This is a genomic window from Ruegeria atlantica (genome assembly GCF_013033965.1).
In the GTDB taxonomy this organism is placed as follows: domain Bacteria; phylum Pseudomonadota; class Alphaproteobacteria; order Rhodobacterales; family Rhodobacteraceae; genus Ruegeria; species Ruegeria atlantica_D.
The window spans coordinates 24,887-44,574 of the sequence record NZ_WQFE01000017.1 but is presented as its reverse complement, the minus strand read 5'-3'; the positions used below and the strand labels follow the sequence as shown (position 1 = coordinate 44,574).

The following is a 19,688-nucleotide window of genomic DNA, read 5'->3' as shown; positions in this document are numbered from 1 at the left end:
TTTCCAAAACTGATCCTGAAAACAGAGGTTTTTTCAAAAATTCGCAATGTCCGCTGCGCGGCGGTCGGATGACCAAGTTCAAAGGGCAGGTCGCAAGTTATGCGCCCATGCTGGGGCTGGTCCAAACCGGCATTTTCGCCATTGCCTTGGGGGCGTCGCTTCAATTTGCAGGCGCGACACCCGGATTTGCAGGCGATTGCTTGCCCGGGAGTGCGCCAGGTGACTTTTTATGCTCGGGGCCTGCGGATCCGATAAACGATCAGACGCAAGTTCTGACGTTTAGCCGGCCTGGCAATTTGCTTGCTACAACCGAACCGGGATTTGGACTTGATACCGAGACATCCGGTGGTGGCGATGGCATCGTCTTGCAGAAAAACGATGCCGGAGACCTGATCTTTCTGGACGCAAACAGCTCGGACATTCGCGCCCGGGGCACCGGGCTTAGCGCAGATACGGATGCCAACGCGGGCTCGATCTCGATCACGTCCACGGGTGAGATCGGCGGCGGTCCTTACGCGGTGCGTGTCAATTCGCAAGGAAGTGGATCGGTCGATGTCTCTTTGAACAATGTGCAAACCCTTACCGGTACTGGGGTTCGAGTTGAAAATACCCTGAATGGCACAGGGCTTTCGGTGACAACATCGGGCTTTGTCCAAGCGCAGAATGACGGTATCTATGCAACAAATAACGGGTCCGGTGCGCTTTCGATTTCGGCGGCGAGTGTATTTGCCAACCGTGATGGGGTCTATGCAAGAAACTTCGACCAAGGAACCGATCTGACCGTTTCTTCGGAGTATTCTGTAAACGGGTATGAGCGCGGCATCGTCGCCATCAACAGAGGTAGCGGTGAGTTGACGCTGATGACAAATGAAGTCGGCAGCGAACTTGGGGATGGCATCTACGCGTTTAACTACGACACAGGCACCGCAGTGACGATTACGGCCAACGGTTCGGTCAGCGGGGGCTTGTCAGGCATCGTCGCTGGCAATGCAGGTAGTCAGGATCTGACGATATTAGCCCTACAGGACGTTGTGGGGGCAGACACCGGAATCATAGCCGAGAACGTGAGCGGTGGCGATTTATCCGTCACGACAGCGGGAAGCGTAACAGGAACGGGAAATAATGGGATATATGCCAATAACGAGGATGACGCGGGCAATCTGACGATCACAGCAACAGGGCTCGTCACGGGCCAAAGGGACGGTATTGAAGCTAACAACCGGGGCACCGGTGTATTGTCGGTTAACGCGGGAGACGTCACCGGAACGTTGGGCGACGGGATTGATGCCGACAACCGAGCGAATGGCACAGGGATATCTGTCACCTCGACGGGGACCGTTTCGGGCGGGATTAACGGCATTGGGGTTGCCAATTATGGCGCTGGGTCAACTACTGTGTCCGCCGTGAATGTCAATGGTCAGAATTCGGGTATTGTTGCCAGTGGCGGCCAATACAGCTCTGATTTGACGATCACAGCCACAGGTGCTGTGACGGGGGGAAGTTCTGCAATAAGTGTCTACAGCAACGGAACCGGGCAGGTGGCCGTGTCTGCAAATAGTGCGACAGGCGGGTTGAGAGGCGTCATTGCAAGCTCGCAACAGACAACAACTGGTCTGACGATAACTGCAACCGGCACGGTCACAGGCAATGGTGCCGAGGGTATTTCAGCCTCGCATGACGGGACCGGTGCAGTCACCATCACAACCGCGGTTGTGTCAGGTGATGACGATGGCATTCAGGTGCAGAATTCTGCCAATGGCTCGGATCTGAGCGTGTTTGCGAACGGTTCAGTCTCAGGGGGCGACACCGGTATCAATGCGGAGAACGAAGGCAGCGGCGACGTGTCGATCAGGACGGCTCAGGGTGTTTCGGGGGATAACTTCGGAATTGTGGCCCGCAATTCGAATGGCGGTGATCTGAGCATTGTCACGGATGGCAACGTGACCGGGCTGAGCAATGACGGAATCGAGGCGCGCAGCGAGGCTGGAACCCGTGATCTGGTGATCAATGCAAACGGGCCAGTCAATGGGGCTCGAGACGGTATCGAAGCGGTCAACTTGGGGATGGGTGTTTTGGACATTACCGCCTCTGATATCACAGCAGAACGTCGTGGAATCCTGGCCTTCAACGCGACTGATGGGACAAGCCTGACCATAACGACCACAGGAACGGTTATCAGCAACGGCAACACAGGTATATACGCAACCAATCGCGGTTCCGAGGGGATGACGATTGACGTGCAAGGCAGCTTAAATGCGAGTTTCGATGGCATCAACAGTGTGCACTACGGTCAAAGCGCTCTGTCGATTTCGGCGAACAATGTGCAAGCCGGATCGAGAGGTATCTATGCACGGTCCGATCAGCTTTCGACCGGACTTTCGATAGAGAGCAGTGGGCAGATTGAAGGTCAAGATATCGGCATCTTCGCCTTCCATGCCGGATCCGGCGATCTGGCCATCGACGTCAATGATGTTGTGGGAGACAACAGTGGGGGTATCCGGGCTCGAAATAACGGCAGCGCTGCACTGACAATCGCAGCTGCCAATGTAGGCAGTCAAAACGAGGATGGCATTTATGCTGTCAATTTGTCGAGGGGCACCGCACTGACCATAACCACAAGCGGCGTGGTATCTGGGGCTGATGCTGGTATCGATGCAAGAAATGCTGGAAACGCAAACTTGCGTATCACAAGCGATCAGGACGTGACCGGCGGTGATCGAGGGATTGATGCCATCAATCGCAATGGGGGCGATCTGATCATCTCCGCCAATGGTGCTGTGACCGGAACGTCATCAGAAGGTATCTTTGCAGACAATGGATCGGGAACCGACAATCTGACGGTCACCGCGACCGGGCCGGTTAGGGGTGGAGCCGATGGTGTCAGAGTTAACAGTCGAGGCGCCGGACAGGTGACCATTTCGACTGCTGATGTATCCGGCGCGACCCGCGGGATTTATGCGACCAGTGAAGGTTCAACAACCAGTCTTTCCATCACCACAACCGGAACAGTGACAGGCGCTACTCAGGAAGGCATATTGGGCACCCATAGAGGAAGCGGTGCTGCTAGCGTAATTGCCGAGAACGTCTCGGGCGCAACGGATGGTATCCAGTTGTCCAACACCACCAGCGGCACGAACCTGAGCGCAAATGCAACCGGTACCGTGCAAGCCCTTCAAGAGGGGATTGCCGTCCGTAACTCTGGCACCGGGGCAACCGAGATCACTGCGGTCGATGTTTCGGGCATGACCAGAGGTGTCATTGGTGTCAACTATGATGGTTCAAGCGATCTGACGATCACCACAACCGGTTCTGTGAGCAGCAGCTTAGGCGAAGGTATATTCACCACCAATCGGGGCAGTGGCGACACAATCATTAACGCAACTGGCGACATCACAAGTGAGTTAAACGCAGTCGACAGTGTGCAGGTTGGTCCAGGATCCCTGTCGATCTCGATCGCCAACGCCAACAGCAACCGGGTCGGCGTTTTCGGTATTTCCGAGGCGGGATCCACAGGGCTGTCAATTGAAAGCAGCGAATCTATCTATGGCCGCGATGGGGGTATCTTGTCACTGAGCGATGGGACCGGCGATGTCAGCATCGTTGCAAACGATGTATCCAGCCAGTTAGACGGAATTTCCGCCAGCACTTTCGGTGCGCAAGACCTGTCAATCACGGTCACCGGAGAAGTCACTTCGACAACAAGAGATGCGATTACCGCTTCAACGCGGGAAGGCAGGCACACCCAAATCATTGCTACCTCAGGATCTCGGGTAGGTGGGCTATCCGGCAGCGCGATCGTCAACAATGAAGGCGATAGCGACACAGTGTTCCAGTCGGGTTCTGTCTTAGCTGGTGCGGTCTCGCTGGGAGCTGGTGCGGACTCGCTGTCCTTGCAGGGCGTCGGGGTGCTGGTAAACCAGCTCGATGGATTTGATTTTGATGGTGGCGACGGCACTGACACATTGAGCTTCGACAACGTGCAAGCCGGCCTTGATCAGGTGGATCTACTCAACTGGGAAACTGTCAATGTGAATACAGGTTCCGATCTTCGATTCAGCGCCGCGTCTGACACGCTTGGTGCGGACATTCTGAATTTGAGCGACAGCCGCATTTCATTCGTGAACGGATTACTTGTTGTCGGTGCAGGCGGTTTCGCTCAGACCGTCCAAATCTCGAGAAGGTCAATAATAGATGCAAACGTAACCAATAGCGGGAATATTTCGCTGAGCAATGGGCAGACCAGTGATGTATTGGCAGTAAGGGGAAACCTGACGGGAACAGGTAATGTCACACTGGACGTTGGAAATGACGGCAACGACCGGTTGGACATTGGGGGCAACACAGCGGGTGCCAACCAATTGCTGTTCATTCGCACGACGGCGACTTTGGATGGACAGACGCAAGCCTATCTCTTGGTTGAAGTCGATGGCGAAGCGACGGCAGGTGACTTTGAATTGGGCAACGCCGACACTGTGTCATCTGACGGGGAACGCGCGATTGTCAGCGGGGCACACTTGTACACACTCAGCTTTGACCAATCGACCAATCAGTTTGTTCTGTCAGCGCTAAATCAAAACGGCCAACTTCAGGTGACTTCAGACGCTGCGATATACGGAGCAAATGTTCAAGCATTGGGCGATCTTCTGAACGTTGGTTCGGCAAGCCGTCGACTTGCAAGTATTGCACAGCGAAACCTGGGTAACGGTGATCAATTCGTAACTCGAAGCCTGCACGAATTGATCACGACTGACGGGAGCAACCTGACCTGGTTCGAGGTCTCTGGTGGTCGCGATGGATACAGTTTCGATGGCCGTGATGTCGACACAAGCTTCGGCAGAATTGAATTTGGTCTTGGAATCCCTGTCTTGGAAACCGGTGCCGGGGTTCTGATCGCCGGTTTGGAACTGGGTGCAACAGATCTGTCCACAACTGCGCAAGCGGCCACATTGAACGCTGCAAGCTCGTCCACGACCAGCTACGATGCGACCCTCAGCGGTTTGTGGCTGGGAAACAATCTGTTTTACGCTGAAGGACAAGCGCGCTTTGCGACATTCGACAACACGTTGAACTACACGGATGGTACGGCCGAGGACATTAATGGCAGTGGCTTCGCAGCCTCGATCGAGGTCGGCAAAGAAATCCCGATTGCCGGCACGAACAGTCAGATCGTACCTCAGGCGCAACTGATCTACAACGAGGTGCGCAGCGACGATTCTGCAACAACCGGTGGCTCGCTCACCGACGGAGATACTCTGACCGGCCGGCTTGGCCTGCGCTACCAATACTTCAATGCCAGCGGAAACCAGTTCTACTCGCAAGTGGATTGGTTTCATGCGTTCGACAATCAGACGGCTGTCAGTTTCGGCGGGACAGAATTGCCTACAAGACGCAATCGCGACCGTGCGCAATTGACAGTTGGTGGCCAGTGGCAACTGTCTGAAACCGGATCATTGTTTGGAGAATTATCTGTATCCGACGGGTTCGGCGGAACCAGCAGTGATGAATTGTCCATTTCGGGCCAGTTTGGTTTTGCGATGAGCTTCTAAAAGCATGAGTGGTGCGCGAGCCATACTCGCGCTCCACTATGCGCCTCCGAAAGGCTCAAGAACACAATTGCTCACCGTTCCGTTTAGTTAGGTTTCAACTGTTGTGAGACCATCATCTTTTTTCCACTTTCATTAGTATCCGCGAAAGGAGGCTAGCGATGGAGTACAAACTGATAAACAGTCACACTGTTGTTGACGAAATGGACCCTCTCGACGTTTGGGACGCAATGCAAGCAATACCAGATGCCGCTATGGTGGACGTTCGAACGCATCCCGAATGGCACTTTGTAGGTCGCCCTGATCTTTCTTCTATTGATCGCCGATTGTTGTGCGTCGAATGGCATACCTGGCCACGTATGACCCAAAATCTTGGGTTTTTAACCGATCTGTTGGATGACTTGGGTGACGAGATCCCATCTCGTCTATTCTTCCTGTGCCGGGCCGGTCCCCGGGCCATTTCCGCGGCAGAGGAATTCTCGCGCCAGATGCAGTCGCGTGGTGTGAATGTGCATTGTACAAATGTCGCGTTTGGTATGGAAGGTGAGGTGAATGCACAAGGTCATCGCGGTCTTATCAATGGATGGAAAAAGGCAGAACTGCCCTGGAAGCAAGACTAGGATCAGGACCCATCTACTTCATCTAGCAACATGATTCACGGCTAGAATGCAAAGCGGTTACGATGTTTGATCTATTCTGGCCAACAGAAGCGCAGATGACGAGTTTTAGCCCTTCTTCCCAAGTCGTACGGAAAATACAGAGTCAATGATGGGCGTGTATCTAGGGTTTCATCGCTAATTCCTTTGTGAGCAGCTTAGTTGGGCTGGCGATCCGACCAATTGCATCTCGCACAATGATGGCTCTGGTCTATCCGAAAGTTTGCAACACAACCGCCGCTGAACTGACCGGTTTCTTTTACTTAGATCCAGACCACGAGCAAAAAAAACAGGTTTTGGAACTAGACTCTCAAATACGAAGGCGCGCCGTGGGAGTAAGCTCTACTACCTTCAACCCACTGTTAGATGCGACGCTTACCTGTCCGTTGTTCCACGCGTAGACAAGCACCACTGTTTTGCCAGTAAGGGCATCCTGCACCTCAATGATCGGTTCGGCTCTTTTCGCGCGCTCGCTTGGTTGCTGTGTCTGCATTTTCGTTCCTTGGTATCCTGCAGGTCCATTCCTCAAACCCAGCGTTAAGCGAAGGGTAGGGGACTTTCGACTGTTCGATTATTGCGATTCACCCCAGAGGATGTAGCGGCATTTTGCTCAACTTATAGCTGAGTACCCCGGTTCATTGACAATCGCACGAAACGAAACGACACAGGACGAAATGGAACGAAACGAAAGCGTGGAAGCCATTGACCAAGCGCGGGAAATATTTTGTTCCTCCGCCGAACAACGGCAGCGACATCAAAGAACTCTTTAAGTACTTGATGTCTGTCGGCGCTGGTCTTCCGACCGATGAGTCCGGACTACCAGTCGGCTCCTGGACGCCAGAACTTCTTGCCAGCACAATCTCGCAGTTCGAATCCAACAAAACGGGTGTAGACCTGCGGACCGTTCAGCATTGGTTTCAGGACAATAACAAAGGCATTAGCGCAGACAACATTCATTGGCTGGCGCGCGTATTCGGCTGTGACGATCCCGACTCCATCGCCGCCTGGAGGGCGGAACTCAATACCGCCAACAGGCGTCTAGCGACAAAGCGAAGAGAGATGCGGAGTGCTCAAAAGCGTGAAGCGAACCTCTCTGATGGTGCTTCCAAGGGCGGCGATCAAGCTGCGATTGCGAATACAGGGAACCGCAGTTTTTCACTGGAACCAAAGCGGATACCAGGACTGGTGGGACGAACGGAAGCGATGTTCAGTGCTCGTTCTTCATTGGGCTTGCCTGCCGTCGTGTTCGCCGCCGCCACCGCTTTGGGGCTGATGTCGTTTTCATTTAACATTCACAGCGTTCTTTTCGAACTTCCGACTGGTACGATAAAGCAAGTCGGGTTTTTGTGGGCGCCGAATTGGACAATTGTTTTCCTCATACTTCTGCCAATCTACTTCGCCGTGTTGATCCATCTGTTAAAGCAGTGGAAAGAAGAATGGCGACCTGACTTAGTGACGAGGTTGAAAACCTCATCATCAAGCAAAAGCTGGGCAAGCAGGGCTACAGCATTATCCTATGTGTATTGGGCAGTGTTTGTTGTGACCGTTTTGATAGCCTCAGCTTTCAACTGGGTGGAAACACACCTGATCCCGCTGCTGACTGGGAACACGGGAAACTGGCCGGTGGATTGGGGAAGAATTGCGATCTTCCAACCTGAGATGATTTCAGTTCCGAACGCCATTGTTTTCTCCGGGCTCGTCTTTCTGCTGAATGCATTTGGGTCCTATCTGTTCTTTGCCGGCTTGATCGTCCTTTACACGCTCACCGATGATGTCGTCGATTTTTCTGCGGGCCTCGCCCACGATGGGGCTGAAGAACAGCGGCGGCGTCTGGCAAGGATCGGCGACGCCCTAATTGTTGGAGTTTTCCGGTGTTGTTCATTGGGCCTGATGATCACCATCTTGATGAAGCTTCAGGCCGGCTTCCTGCTCTCGGACAGCAGGGACATCGTTGGTTGGCTGGCAGCCGATCTGCAAGCCCCTATTCGGAGCAGTGGCCCGCATTTTAATGGATACGGCTTCCATCAGAATGTGCCGGGTTTCTACTACAGCTTCTTCTGTCTGCTTGTGATTTTCGGAGTCTTTGTGATCTGCACGGCCAGAATACGTAAAGCGGTTGCCAGCCTGGGCCTGCTGAATGACGAGAAAGCGGAAAGCTCATCCTTGGTGGCGATGTACGGGGTCCTGCTCCTGTTGACGGTGACTTATACGCTCATTGGTGTGTTTCCCGGCTTCACGATCCTTATGATTGCCGCCCTGGTCCTGGCTGCATGTTTCCTTGCTCGACCCACCCTTGCTCGACCGCACGCAATAAAAACGAGAGAATTAGATGCTTAAAACGAATGTTTTGGATAATGCCCCCATTCATCCCGAAGTCGCGGAAGGCCCATCTGATGTGCGTGCCTATTGGGTTCTTGCCGATGACAGTGTTCGTCTCAGGGTGGCCCACTGGCCAACAGAGGGCACATCCAAAGGTTCTGTCTTTCTGTTTCAAGGGCGAACGGAAAACATCGAAAAATACGGACGAACCGTCGAGTATCTACATTGCGCTGGCTACACCGCGTTCGCGGTTGATTGGCGCGGCCAGGGACTTTCCGACAGGCTCGCCGAAGATCCGATGATGGGCCATGTCGTCAGGTTCTCTGACTACCAGAAGGACGTAGCGGCTGCGGTAGAAGCGGCTAAGTCTCTCGATCTGCCACAGCCTTGGTACCTCATTGGGCACTCTCTGGGCGCATGTGTCGGTTTGCGGGCAATAATCGAAGGCCTGCCAATTTCAGCATGCGCGTTCACAGCCCCCCTGTGGGACATTAATTTACCGACATTGCAACGGCTCGGGGCGTGGCCTTTATCGGGCGCGTTTCAAGCTCTTGGAAAAGGCGCCACCTATGCTCCCGGCACTCGCGGAGAGAGTTACGTCCTGACAACGGATTTCGACGACAACCGCCTGACACATGACCCTGATATGTACCAGTACTATCAGAACGTTTCGGAATCCCTGCCTGACCAGCAGATTGGCGGACCAAGTATGTCTTGGTTGTACCAAGCCCTCAAAGAAACTCGAGCACTTTCTAAGCTGAAGTCTCCTAGCATTCCGTGTCTCACATTCTGTGGCGCTGAGGACGAAATCGTCGCGACCCCCGCAATCAAGGAGAGAATGGCACGTTGGCCCAATGGGAATTTGGAGCTGATACAAAACGCGAGACACGACGTCTTGTATGAGGTGCCAAGTGTTCGCGAAAACGTGTTGGCTCAAATTTGTGAGCTTTTTGGCTAAACAAACAAAGACAGGCCGATAGCGTCGACCTCCTAGGCTAGCCGTGTTCTGGCCGCGCTCAGATAGCTACTGTATGTGTTCGCTAGTACGGCACGAGCACATAGTCGAAGCGGCCAAAAATGTCTGACCATTCGACACCCACGCCGCGGAAATAGCTTGGACATTGCCGACGCAAGGGTAGCCACGCAGGATGCGGACCAGGTGCGCGATCGGACCAACTGAATCTGGCGTTTTCGCCGTACGATCCGACATCCATATCCAAACGGGTTTCGCAAGGCCCTTCGCGTTCCCGCACTTTGTAGCTGTAGTGACGGACGTGCCACACCCGTATGGATCGGACTACATCGAAATCAGGAGCTGATAGATTCACGTTTGCCAACGTGGGCTCAGAAAGGGCAGGGGAACCGGCACCGACAGTTGCCAACGGTTTTTCGCTTGTTCCAAGCGGCACCAATTCCAAGGTATCGGAGACATCAAGCGACCACCAAGTCTCTTGAGAGTAAGAGACATCTATAACTTGAGGGGTTTTGCCGTATGTCCCGGGAAATTCAGGAAGCTGGTTGGCACTTGATGATTTGATGGCATCGAGACGCTGCATGGGTGACATGTCGGCAGAACCAGAGGTTACGCCCATTGGGCATCGCCAGAGTTGAAGCGGCGGTTCGACCGGCAGGGGGGTGATACGCCGGATGAACTCGGCTCGAGCGGCATTGCAATCTGGTGAACTGGGCCACCCTGCAGCAAGGCATAAGAAAATCGCACAGTCGATTGGGTAGGCGTAAGTCGGAGCAGTGAATCCAAGAGCGATAGCAGATGTGCATCCCAGTAGCTTCAGTCGAAACATAGTGTAGTCCTTTCGAGCAACGTGATTTCGTGGATCGTTTGCGCTGATTTCTGCAAAAAAGTTAGATCATCATATTTTCTGTTTTGCAAATTTAAAATTTTGCAGTATCGAAATTACCAGATCAGAACTTTCGGGGAATTCGAAAGAATGTAAGAAGTCGTCCCATAAGGGGACGACCATGCCGCACAGAAAGAACTTTCCATTGATCACCCAAGGTGAAGCACGAGACCTTGATGCATCAGGTAAGGACTATGAGTTTCGGTATGACCTAGTCGAGCTTGGGCAAAATGGACGTCCACAATATATTTGCATCTACCGCTATGACGGTAAGGACAACGTCCTCATCTCTGAGAGGGCGACGTCTCAAGGGGTTGTTCCTAGAAGGCTGTCGCTGTTTCCGGGCCTCTTCAACTTTCACAGCCGCTTCAGACACGGCAGTGACATTACTCTGCACAATGATCTCACCATCACGACAGATGGTGTCCGAGGACAGATCAACCTGGATTTCGACAAAGAAGACGACGAGGACTGAGGCAACGCCGCATGTGGCTTGCTCGGAGAGCCGAACTAAGCTCTTCCTGTCATTTGGTTTCATAAACCTAATCTCCCTCGGATCTGGCTTTGCGATCCCAGTGGGAGGGCAAGCCACGTGAAAAAGCTTCTTTCTTTGACGGCTGTTCTATTTGGCGTGCTGATCGTTGCACACCAGTTCTGGGATCAGAATGCGACCTTGGAGGTTTCAGCCACAGGTGTGCTCGTCGTTGACGGGGATACTATTGACCATGCTGGGGACAGATACCGTCTTGTGGGTTTTGACACACCTGAAACCTATCGACCACAATGTGACGCCGAAAAAGCGTTGGGTTTGAAAGCCACGAAACGGCCCGCCGAACTCATCCAAACAGCCGGGCACATCAATCTCGAAATTGAACGCGACGTCGACAAGCATGGCCGCTTCCTGGCGGTTGGCCGTGTAGATGGGCGGGATGTTGGGGCCACTCTGATTTCTGAGGGTCTCGCACGCAAATACTGGGGCGGCAAACGCCTGTCCTGGTGCACCTGAACTTAAAGGCTGGAAACAACAATGCAACAAGAGGAAGAGAACCAAGTCGAGCAGTAATTGGCCCTGTCGGTTGCGCCAACAACTGACAGGGCCAGAGACGCCCCAAAGCCATCCGGGGCAATTCTCGCACATCAAGAGAAAACCGTAATGATGAAGAAAACAGCAAACCTCGATGCTGTCCCTAAAAAGGACAGCAAAGCGGCGGTGTCAATCACATTGACTTCCGTAGACAAGCGAAAGCCTTGCTCAGCTTTGGAGCCGTTAGAGGTTTCCACGGAATGCTGGCCGTCAATGTCAGCAAAATCTCTGGGCGTTTGCGGCCCGCGTAATCCGTTTTATGTTAACTATGGCAGTAATGCTGACCCTTTGCGAACTCTGAATACAGCTGTTCTACGCGTTGGTCCAACCAGAGGATGGCGGGTGGCAGCGCCCCACCAATGGTTGTCCCGGGAGCATGCCTATGCCCGCCAGCCCCGTTCGCGCGCAGTGCAGAAAGATGGAAGCGGCGGCTGCTCACTCAATGTTCAGACCAAAGCCGAGAAGCCGCCGCACCAAAGAGATGAAAGGCCAAGCCCTTGACTCTCTATCTCTGGCAGAAGCCGCTTAACCCCGATAGTGCAACAGGTCAAACCTGCCTCTCACAGGCGCACAAATCCGGTGATCGCGTTGAATGCCGCTGTCGCGTTCCTGCGCCACCCATGTATATCGCTGCCATAGGCGGCAGGTTCATCGTCAAGCGTATGCCCGGAACCGGACCGGATCATGCGATTGACTGCCCATGCTTTCTGGCGCCCGAAGAATTGTCCGGGCTGGCGCAGATCCAGGCGTCGGCCATCACCGAAGATCCTGACGATGGCACCACCACGCTCAAACTGGGCTTTCCGCTGCGCAAGAACTGCAAGGGCCGTACCGCACCGGAACAGACCGGTGCAAAACCAACCGAGGCCAAGGCCGCACCGCGCAAGCTAACCATCACGTCTGTCCTCCATTTCCTCTGGCATGAGGCAGATCTGGGCAAGTGGTATCCCAGGATGGAAGGAAAACGGTTCTGGGGCGTGATTCATAACGCACTGCGCCGGGCCGCGGAGGCGAAGATCGTCAAGGGTCAGGATCTGGCCCGCATCCTCTATGTCCCCGAGTTTTTCAAACTCGAAGACAAGTCCCAGATCGCTGCCCGTCGGAACCGGGTCTTTACAAACCTGCGTCCAGCCGGGCGCGGTGCAACTCCGTTTGGTTTCGTGATTGCGGAATACAAGGGCAAGGAAATCACCCCAAATGGAGCGCGGTTTATCTTCAAACATGCCCCGGATTGCGCGTTCTTTGCTGACGAGGTTCTGTCCAAGAAGTTCGACAAGGTGTTTGGGGATCAGCTGCGCTTCCTCGAAGCGATGGGGTCTGGTCATGCCATCCTGATCGCCAGCTTTTCAATCGCAAAGGCGGGCTATCCGGTTCTGCATGAAATCGGCATGATGCTGGTGACGGATAACTGGATACCGTTCGAAGGCCTGCGCGAACTGAATGTGCTGAACGCGCTGACCGAACAGAGCCGCGCCTTCCAGAAACAGATGCGGTTCAACCTGCCGGTGGACGCACCGATCGCATCGGCGGTGCTGCTGGATACCGCAGATCCGATTGCCCTCTTTGTAGCCACCACCCCCGATGATGCCGGGGCGCTGGCACCTCTCACCAAAGCCGCTGAAGAAACCCGGTATGCGAGCTGGTGCTGGTTTGATGACGGGCCGATGCGCCCGTTCCCAGATCAAGGCGCGTCCCCCTCCAGCCATCGCTCACGACCACCGGAGGGGGGCGCTACCGGTCAGAGTGTGAGGCCATCACCGGTAAATGAGCGCCGCGCATCAGGCGATCAACGCGACACGATGTGGGATAGCCCCATTCTTCCCAAAGGAGCAAGTGACCATGGCTAAAGCCGCACTCGTCTCTCTTGTTTTTCTGACAACAGTTGCAGCCCCCGCATTCGCCCAGAATGACGAGGCCGCGATTTGTGCTGCCCGGGATGGGTTCCCTCCCCGCCAACAGGACGATGTCGCGACGGAGAGGGATGCTAATCAAACTACATTTGGGATGGGGTTCGACCAGCAATCTCGCCCTACTTCAACCTCCCCAATGTCTCAAAAGAGCAGTCGGTCCACATGAAAAATGTGTTCAAACCGTTGCTGATTAGCCTCCCTTTATTCGCAGCACTCGCTTCATTTGCCCAAGCTCAGAATGACGAGGCCGCAGTTTGTGCGGGCCGTGATGGCCCGCTGTTGAGTGGAGGGCGCTTGCTGTGTGCGACCGCCCCCGCCCGCACCTGCCTGGAACCGTCATTCCGGGCAGGTGCAATGGTTTGCTTGCACTATGAGGATGGCGGCAATTCTGAACAGGTCGTCTCAAGGAACGCAAGCCCCCGCGCCAAGGGCGAATGGGCAGCGGAAGCAGAACGCGCCGCCAAACGCCACGGTGTTCCGGTGCCGCTGTTTCATGCGCTGGTGCATCAGGAAAGCCGCTGGAACGCCAATGTGGTCAGTCCCAAAGGCGCACTCGGCTTAGCCCAGCTAATGCCGCCAACAGCCGCCGCTCTTGGTGTCGATCCGCATGACCCGGTGCAAAACCTCGATGGCGGCGCGCGGTATCTCAAGGCCATGTTCCTGAAGTTCGGCAACTGGCGGCTTGCTCTCGCAGCCTACAACGCCGGGCCCAAGGCCGTGGAACGCTATGAGGGCGTCCCGCCCTACTCGGAAACCACCCACTACGTCGCAACCGTTCTCGAAGGGGCCGGGTTCCCTCCCGACGCATGAACATCGCAATTCAAGGAGACAGAACCACATGAAACGCAACCCTCAAGTCGTCGCACTACTGACGGTGCTTGCCCTGGTGTCGTTCAGCGGCCCGGCTCTGGCACAAGATTTATTTGCAGCCCCGGTGTCTATTCTCACCCAGATCCGGGCATTCATCACGGGCGCCAACGGTATCCTGCTTGGTGGTGCAGCCGTTGCCCTTGCCGGTATCTCTGCGGCCAGCCCGCGCGTTCCAGTAACCTGGGGCCATTTTTTTGTCATTATCGTGGTGCTGGGCATCTTCTACGGTGCGTTTGGCATCGCCGAAGCCATTCAGGGCTTTGCGACCTGATGAGCGACGGCAACCGGATATTCCAGGCGATCACCCGACCTTCAGAAAGGGCCGGGATGCCAATGACTTTTCACATCGTGGCAATCAGCATCCCCCTGATGCTGTTCATCATGACGCAGGGGTTCTTGGGCTTCTGGGGCTTGCTCGCCATCGTCCCGTCTTACCTCGCCGCCCGCTGGATCGTCAGCGTCGATCCCTACCTGCCGGATCATCTGGCAACGATGGCCGACTGCAAGCTGTTCACCAAAAACAAGCCCTTCTGGGGCGGCAATTCCTACGCCGGAGACTGACATGAATGTGCACCCGGAAATTCAAAACGCCATGCCGTCGGCACGCCGCGCCGCACACGAGGTATCAGCTACCACGCATATTCCCTATGTGCGCTTCTTGCAGAACGGGACATTTACGACGCGCAACGGGGATCTGGTGGCTTTGTTGGAACTCAAGGGGTTCATCCACGAAACCGCGGATCGGGAGGCAATCAAATCCGCCAACGACACGCTCGCCCGACTTGTCTCTAGTTTTGAAGACAATCGAACAGCCTTCTACAGCCATATCATCCGAACCAAAGTGAACCTGTCCGACACGCTGCCAACCGTAACCGGTCCCGCATTTTCTGAAGAACTGGATCGCCACTATCGGGAACAGCTGGACAAGGACGAGACGTTCCAGCTGCTTCACTTCCTGACAATTGTGCGACGCCCCTATACCAGCGGCAAGCGTCTGCTGGATGCCGGGTTGCGGTTTTTTCGCGCTACAGCATCAGATCCGGCAACAACTGCGGCCCGCACCAGGAACCGCAAAGCCCTGCATGTGGCGGCGGAACAAGCAATGCGGGATCTGTCGGTGTTCGGCGCGCGCAGGCTGACCGGAACGGAAGCGGATCGCAGCCGCACGCTGTCATTTCTGTCGATGCTGCAAAGCGGGATCTGGCAACCGGCCCCGGCCGTCTGGACGCATCTGGCGGATGCGGCGCCAAACGGTCGTATCACTTTCCGCAACACCCATGTCGAAAGCCTGTCACCGGGTAGAGACAAGGATCGGTTCGCTGCCGTCTTTGCGATCAATGCCTATCCTGAAAAGTCGAAATTCTTCATGTTTGATGAACTTCTGGGGGAACGGTGCGAGTTCATAGCGACCCAAAGCTACGCACCGTTGGATCGAGTGTCCGGCGGCACAAAGATCCGTGACGCCAAGCGGGGCATGGCAGATGCCGGCGACGAAGCGGAGTCGCTGCAGAAGGATTTGACTGAGGCGCGCGACGCGGTTGCCTCGCGCGCCATGTCCATTGGGCGGCACCACTTCACCGTTGCCGTTCTGGGAGAAACCCGCGAGGAAATGGAAGACGCGGCCACGCGTGTGAATTCTTCCCTGACCGGCGCGGATCTGCGCACGCGGCGCGAAGACATCGGGTTAGAGGCGGCCTGGTGGGCGCAGCTGCCCGGCAACTTCGCCTATCAGACCCGGAGCAAAAAGCGTTTTGTGTCCGACAAGAACTTTGCCGATTTTGCCAACCTGCATTCCTGGCCGATGGGCTCGCGGGAGCACCTGCGTTGGGGCGGGCCCGTGGCCGCGTTCCGGACGCTTGCCGGCACTCCGTACTGGTTTTCATTTCACCGGGAAGGATCCGACAAAGACGCGGGCCCGGGCACAACAGCGATATTCGGCGCCCCCGGCGAAGGAAAAACCCTGCTGGCAAACTTCCTGATGTCCTGCTGCTACCGCCTGCCCGATCCGCCTCATTTCATCGCCTTTGACAAAGACCGTGGGTCTGAGACGTTCATCCGCGCGCTTGGTGGGACCTATCTGCACCTGAAGCCCGGCCTCAATCTGGGGTTCAACCCGTTTGCCGTGGCAACGGATGCGGCCGGGATCGAATGGCTTGAAGGGTTTATCAAACGCCTGACCGGCGCAGAAAAGCTGACGCCGGAACAAGAACGGCGGATTGCCACCGGCCTGCGCCGCCTTGCGTCGGGTGATCCGGCCCTGCGCACCTTTTCGGACTTTGTTACCACCTTGCGGTCGGTCGATGACCGCGATGCGCCTGTGCAACTGCTCGATGCACTGGAAAAGTGGCACGGGTCCGGCAGTCGTGCTTGGCTGTTTGACAACCAGCAAGACAGTTTCAGCCTAGATCAGCCCATTACCGCGTTTGATATGACCGCGTTGCTGAAAGACACCGATATCCGGTCGCCGCTGCTGGATTATCTGTTCTACCGGATCGAGCGCAAACTGGCCGCTGGCAAGCCGCTGATCATCGAAATCGACGAAGCTTGGAACCTGTTTGACGACCCAAAGTTTGTTGGCCGCATTCGGGACTGGATCAAGACCATCCGGAAGCTCGATGGCATTCTGGTGTTCATGACGCAGGAGGCGTCGGACGCCTCAAAATCGGCCATTGCTGACACGCTGGTTCAATCGTCAGAAAACAAGATCTTCTTCGCCAACCCGCAGGCGGATCGGGCCACATATGTCGACACCTTTCGCCTGACCGAAGGGGAGTTCAGCGCGGTCGCGTCAATGCCGCCAAAATCTCGTCTCGCGCTGATCCGCAATGCCGAAGGATCAGCGGTGGTTTCGACCCGGTTGGACTTGCCGGCCCCCTTCTATCGAGTGCTGTCCGCCACTGGTGAAAGCGTAGCGGAAATGGACCGCCTGCGTGCTGAGCATGGCGAAGACGGCTGGCTTGAACTCTTCATGACCCTCAAGGCCCCATAGGAGACCTCCCAATGATCCGAACCATCGTTTTCGTTGCCCTTGGCCCGCCCCTGCTCGGGGCCTGTACGATTGCCGGCGGTGTCGTCGATCCGCCCCGCGAGTTGAAGGCCAATTGCAACATCGCAGACGCGGACCCGGTTCCGCAAACCGGCCTTGCCACCACCCCGCCGCTCAGCATCGGCAAAGTCTGACCCACCCCACGAGAGGACTTGATGATGAAGACCCTTCTCAAAACCACCACCGCAGCCCTTGCTCTGGCCGGGTTTGTTGGAATGTCCAACAAAGCCAGCGCGCAGGGTGTGCCGACCTACAGCGCCACGGAACATGCCGAACTGATCGCCCTGTTGAACTCCGCCGGAGACATGGTCCAGCTGGATACCCAGATCCTCGACAACGCTTTGTTGCAGTTGAACGAGCTTCAGGAGCAACTGCGCCAGGCCCGGGCGACGCACAACGCGATCACCGGCGCGCGGGATCAGATCAGCAACCTGTTCAACGGCGATATTACGCCGAGACGTTTGGCGGCCTCGCTGACCACTTTGTCGATGACCGGAAGCTCGGTGAACAACCGTCTCGGCAATCATCTGGAAGCGCTGAAAGTGGATTTCCAGCCCTTGAGCGGGCTGCAGGCGCTGGGGCGGTCTGAGGCTGACCCGGTAACGAAATCCCATGATTTAGTGTCCGGATCGAGCCTCGCAGGTCTAGCCGTCGCCGAAGAAGGCTTTGCCGGGGCTGGGGAAGCGATGCAGCGATATGACGGCTACCGCCAACAGATCGCGTCTACCGAGGATCTGAAAGCCAGCATCGATCTGAACACACGTATAGCGGTCGAAAACGGGATGATGCTCGCCACTCTCTTGCAAACACTGTCGGCGCAAGGTCAGCTGGAAGCTGCAATCGTCAACGAACGTCTGCGCGGTCAGGAACTCGTAGCCCGCAAGGCGTACAGACCTCAAGGAGCTAACTGATGCGCATTACCACTCACACCCTTCTCATTGCAGCAACCGTCGCCACTACACTGGCGGTGGGCCAGCCAGCGTTGGCTTTGACGGCTGATGAAAAGCGCGAAAAGTCGCGCCTGGTTGCCGCCGAACGCGCAACACTCACCCGTAATGCCGCGGATGTCAGGTTGGCCTTTGCCAAGAAATGTGAAGCGGCCTTTGCGGCAGATGAACCGATGCCGGAGAAAGACCTTCGCATAGCGGATCCGGTAGTGATTGACGACGATCTGATGGGGATGACGAGCGAAGAAATCTCGGAACAATTCGGAATTGCCGCAGCAGCCTTCGATGAATCGGACAAGGCCGTCAACGACTGCCTGCGCAAATACGGGAAAAGGAATGAAGGGTCATGAGCATCAGAGATTTCCTTGTCGGAACCGATCAGAGCTTTGACGATATTATCAATGGCGGCTCCCAACAGGTGTTCCAGGCGCTTGCGGCCCCAAGTGCAGAATTCCTGACCTTTCTCGCCGGGGCCGCGCTGGGGGTCTGGGCAATCACAGCCGGGTTCCGAGGCAGTTTTTCACTGGACGGCTTCATTACCTTCGTTTTTCGATTTTCCTTATTCTATCTGGCAGTGTCGGGCGGCGCACTCTGGACCCAGTATGTTTTTCCATTCCTCACCCAATTCCCCATCAATGTCGGCAACACTGTACTCAGCCAGTTTGGGGGAGCCGGGAACGCCGAGGGCGTGGCAACTGCATTTGCCGATGTTGCAGACACATCCTTCAGGAACATCACAACTGCATTGGGTTCGTATGGTGTGACAGACTACCTGTCCGGTGAGGCTCTTGGCGTGGTCATCATGGCATTGCTCGCTGCGGTCGCGATCCTTGCCATGATCGTCATTGCGCTTGCATTGCTCGTCGCCTCGAAAGTTCTGTTGGCCATTCTACTCGCCATCTTTCCGGTCATGGCCGTCTGGGCCTACCTGCGCAGTTCTGCAGAGATTTTCAACGGCTGGGTGCGTGGCATCACCATGCTGGTTCTGTTCCAAATCCTGCTCTTTGGGGTCATGGGCATCGCTCTTGCCGCAACCGAAGATGTATCTCAGTCCGTGACTGCCGGCGTTCTTTCAGACACAGACATTCCTCTGGAGATGTTCAAACTGGCGGGCATCAGCGGCATAACCGCCGGACTTCTCTTGATCTGTCCGATGATCGCGCAGCGGATCGGCGGTGCGGCGCTGGCACTGGGCGAGTCCCAGTTAAAGGGTGCTGGTCATCAAGGAGTGAAACTTCTGGGCGGAAGGCTGACAGGCGTAGGGTCCGGCGGGAACAATCTGGGCGATGTCGCCAATCAACGCGCAAGCGCAGCCAGTGAGGCAGACGGCCCCTCGCCTGCAGAGTCAAACAGTCGGCGCATTCGAGACTCCGTGAGACGCGGGGTTGAGCGCATGGCCGAAGAAGCGCGAAGCAGGCGAACCTGATCTGAAATCACCCCAGTTTTGCTGGCGG

16 protein-coding genes are annotated in these 19,688 nt (G+C 55.7%); 15 read left to right on the top strand and 1 reads right to left on the bottom strand.

Translation table 11 applies throughout. The annotated features are described in order from the left end of the window. The first annotated feature begins 68 nt into the window (after positions 1 to 68). The 4 genes from GOW16_RS21745 to GOW16_RS21730 all read left to right on the top strand — a co-directional run bounded on the left by GOW16_RS21745 (position 69) and on the right by GOW16_RS21730 (position 9,476). Positions 69 to 5,546 (top strand): beta strand repeat-containing protein, encoded by a 5,478-nt coding sequence (locus GOW16_RS21745; RefSeq protein WP_170419557.1) that lies wholly within the window; start codon positions 69 to 71, stop codon positions 5,544 to 5,546. A gap of 158 nt (positions 5,547 to 5,704) precedes the next feature. Beyond that, a complete protein-coding gene (locus GOW16_RS21740; protein WP_170419556.1) occupies positions 5,705 to 6,163 on the top strand; it encodes a rhodanese-like domain-containing protein in 459 nt (152 codons plus the stop codon). 738 nt (positions 6,164 to 6,901) lie between these two features. Then, positions 6,902 to 8,536: an RcgA family putative transporter gene (locus tag GOW16_RS21735; protein ID WP_170419555.1), complete on the top strand. Its 1,635-nt coding sequence runs from the start codon at positions 6,902 to 6,904 to the stop codon at positions 8,534 to 8,536. After that, entirely contained in the window at positions 8,529 to 9,476 is a 948-nt protein-coding gene (locus GOW16_RS21730; protein ID WP_254429874.1) for an alpha/beta hydrolase, read from the top strand. Before GOW16_RS21735 ends, GOW16_RS21730 begins: the two co-directional genes overlap by 8 nt. A gap of 82 nt (positions 9,477 to 9,558) precedes the next feature. Here GOW16_RS21730 and GOW16_RS22655 read toward each other — a convergent pair whose 3' ends face one another. Further along, positions 9,559 to 10,110 carry a hypothetical protein gene (locus GOW16_RS22655; protein WP_174864302.1) on the bottom strand — a complete coding sequence of 184 codons (552 nt, stop codon included), beginning with the start codon at positions 10,108 to 10,110 and terminating at the stop codon, positions 9,559 to 9,561. A gap of 388 nt (positions 10,111 to 10,498) precedes the next feature. On the opposite strand from GOW16_RS22655, the gene GOW16_RS21720 reads away from it, so the two are divergent. The 11 genes from GOW16_RS21720 (at position 10,499) to GOW16_RS21670 (ending at position 19,660) form a co-directional block, all read left to right on the top strand. Further along, complete coding sequence (locus GOW16_RS21720) at positions 10,499 to 10,852, top strand: hypothetical protein (protein ID WP_170419554.1); 354 nt, start codon at positions 10,499 to 10,501, stop codon at positions 10,850 to 10,852. A 117-nt stretch (positions 10,853 to 10,969) separates the two neighbouring features. Next, entirely contained in the window at positions 10,970 to 11,383 is a 414-nt protein-coding gene (locus GOW16_RS21715; protein ID WP_170419553.1) for a thermonuclease family protein, read from the top strand. Positions 11,384 to 11,958: 575 nt separating this feature from the next. Next, entirely contained in the window at positions 11,959 to 13,308 is a 1,350-nt protein-coding gene (locus tag GOW16_RS21710) for a DUF1173 family protein (RefSeq protein ID WP_170419552.1), read from the top strand. A 225-nt stretch (positions 13,309 to 13,533) separates the two neighbouring features. Further along, positions 13,534 to 14,181 carry a lytic transglycosylase domain-containing protein gene (locus GOW16_RS21705; RefSeq protein WP_254429873.1) on the top strand — a complete coding sequence of 216 codons (648 nt, stop codon included), beginning with the start codon at positions 13,534 to 13,536 and terminating at the stop codon, positions 14,179 to 14,181. A 28-nt stretch (positions 14,182 to 14,209) separates the two neighbouring features. Beyond that, positions 14,210 to 14,512: a TrbC/VirB2 family protein gene (locus tag GOW16_RS21700; RefSeq protein ID WP_170419551.1), complete on the top strand. Its 303-nt coding sequence runs from the start codon at positions 14,210 to 14,212 to the stop codon at positions 14,510 to 14,512. Next, entirely contained in the window at positions 14,512 to 14,802 is a 291-nt protein-coding gene (locus tag GOW16_RS21695; RefSeq protein WP_170419549.1) for a VirB3 family type IV secretion system protein, read from the top strand. The genes GOW16_RS21700 and GOW16_RS21695 overlap by 1 nt, the downstream gene beginning before the upstream one ends. Position 14,803: 1 nt before the next feature. Continuing rightward, positions 14,804 to 17,230: a hypothetical protein gene (locus GOW16_RS21690; RefSeq protein WP_170419547.1), complete on the top strand. Its 2,427-nt coding sequence runs from the start codon at positions 14,804 to 14,806 to the stop codon at positions 17,228 to 17,230. An 11-nt stretch (positions 17,231 to 17,241) separates the two neighbouring features. Next, positions 17,242 to 17,421 carry a hypothetical protein gene (locus tag GOW16_RS21685; RefSeq protein ID WP_170419545.1) on the top strand — a complete coding sequence of 60 codons (180 nt, stop codon included), beginning with the start codon at positions 17,242 to 17,244 and terminating at the stop codon, positions 17,419 to 17,421. A gap of 24 nt (positions 17,422 to 17,445) precedes the next feature. Beyond that, the gene (locus GOW16_RS21680) at positions 17,446 to 18,198 is read left to right on the top strand and encodes a type IV secretion system protein (protein WP_170419543.1); all 753 of its coding nucleotides are present in this window, start codon (positions 17,446 to 17,448) and stop codon (positions 18,196 to 18,198) included. After that, positions 18,198 to 18,584 carry a hypothetical protein gene (locus tag GOW16_RS21675; protein ID WP_170419541.1) on the top strand — a complete coding sequence of 129 codons (387 nt, stop codon included), beginning with the start codon at positions 18,198 to 18,200 and terminating at the stop codon, positions 18,582 to 18,584. The genes GOW16_RS21680 and GOW16_RS21675 overlap by 1 nt, the downstream gene beginning before the upstream one ends. Next, entirely contained in the window at positions 18,581 to 19,660 is a 1,080-nt protein-coding gene (locus GOW16_RS21670) for a type IV secretion system protein (RefSeq protein ID WP_170419539.1), read from the top strand. Before GOW16_RS21675 ends, GOW16_RS21670 begins: the two co-directional genes overlap by 4 nt. Positions 19,661 to 19,688: the final 28 nt, after the last annotated feature.

Excerpts from the sequence above, each read along its gene's own strand:
- GOW16_RS21690 (WP_170419547.1), top strand. The coding sequence starts at position 14,804 with ATGAATGTGCACCCGGAAATTCAAAACGCCATGCCGTCGGCACGCCGC.
- GOW16_RS21695 (WP_170419549.1), top strand. The coding sequence starts at position 14,512 with ATGAGCGACGGCAACCGGATATTCCAGGCGATCACCCGACCTTCAGAA.
- GOW16_RS21730 (WP_254429874.1), top strand. The coding sequence starts at position 8,529 with ATGCTTAAAACGAATGTTTTGGATAATGCCCCCATTCATCCCGAAGTC.
- GOW16_RS21675 (WP_170419541.1), top strand. The coding sequence starts at position 18,198 with ATGCGCATTACCACTCACACCCTTCTCATTGCAGCAACCGTCGCCACT.
- GOW16_RS21670 (WP_170419539.1), top strand. The coding sequence starts at position 18,581 with ATGAGCATCAGAGATTTCCTTGTCGGAACCGATCAGAGCTTTGACGAT.
- GOW16_RS21680 (WP_170419543.1), top strand. The coding sequence starts at position 17,446 with ATGAAGACCCTTCTCAAAACCACCACCGCAGCCCTTGCTCTGGCCGGG.
- GOW16_RS21720 (WP_170419554.1), top strand. The coding sequence starts at position 10,499 with ATGCCGCACAGAAAGAACTTTCCATTGATCACCCAAGGTGAAGCACGA.
- GOW16_RS21700 (WP_170419551.1), top strand. The coding sequence starts at position 14,210 with ATGAAACGCAACCCTCAAGTCGTCGCACTACTGACGGTGCTTGCCCTG.
- GOW16_RS21740 (WP_170419556.1), top strand. The coding sequence starts at position 5,705 with ATGGAGTACAAACTGATAAACAGTCACACTGTTGTTGACGAAATGGAC.
- GOW16_RS21745 (WP_170419557.1), top strand. The coding sequence starts at position 69 with ATGACCAAGTTCAAAGGGCAGGTCGCAAGTTATGCGCCCATGCTGGGG.
- GOW16_RS22655 (WP_174864302.1), bottom strand. The coding sequence starts at position 10,110 with ATGGGCGTAACCTCTGGTTCTGCCGACATGTCACCCATGCAGCGTCTC.
- GOW16_RS21685 (WP_170419545.1), top strand. The coding sequence starts at position 17,242 with ATGATCCGAACCATCGTTTTCGTTGCCCTTGGCCCGCCCCTGCTCGGG.
- GOW16_RS21705 (WP_254429873.1), top strand. The coding sequence starts at position 13,534 with ATGAAAAATGTGTTCAAACCGTTGCTGATTAGCCTCCCTTTATTCGCA.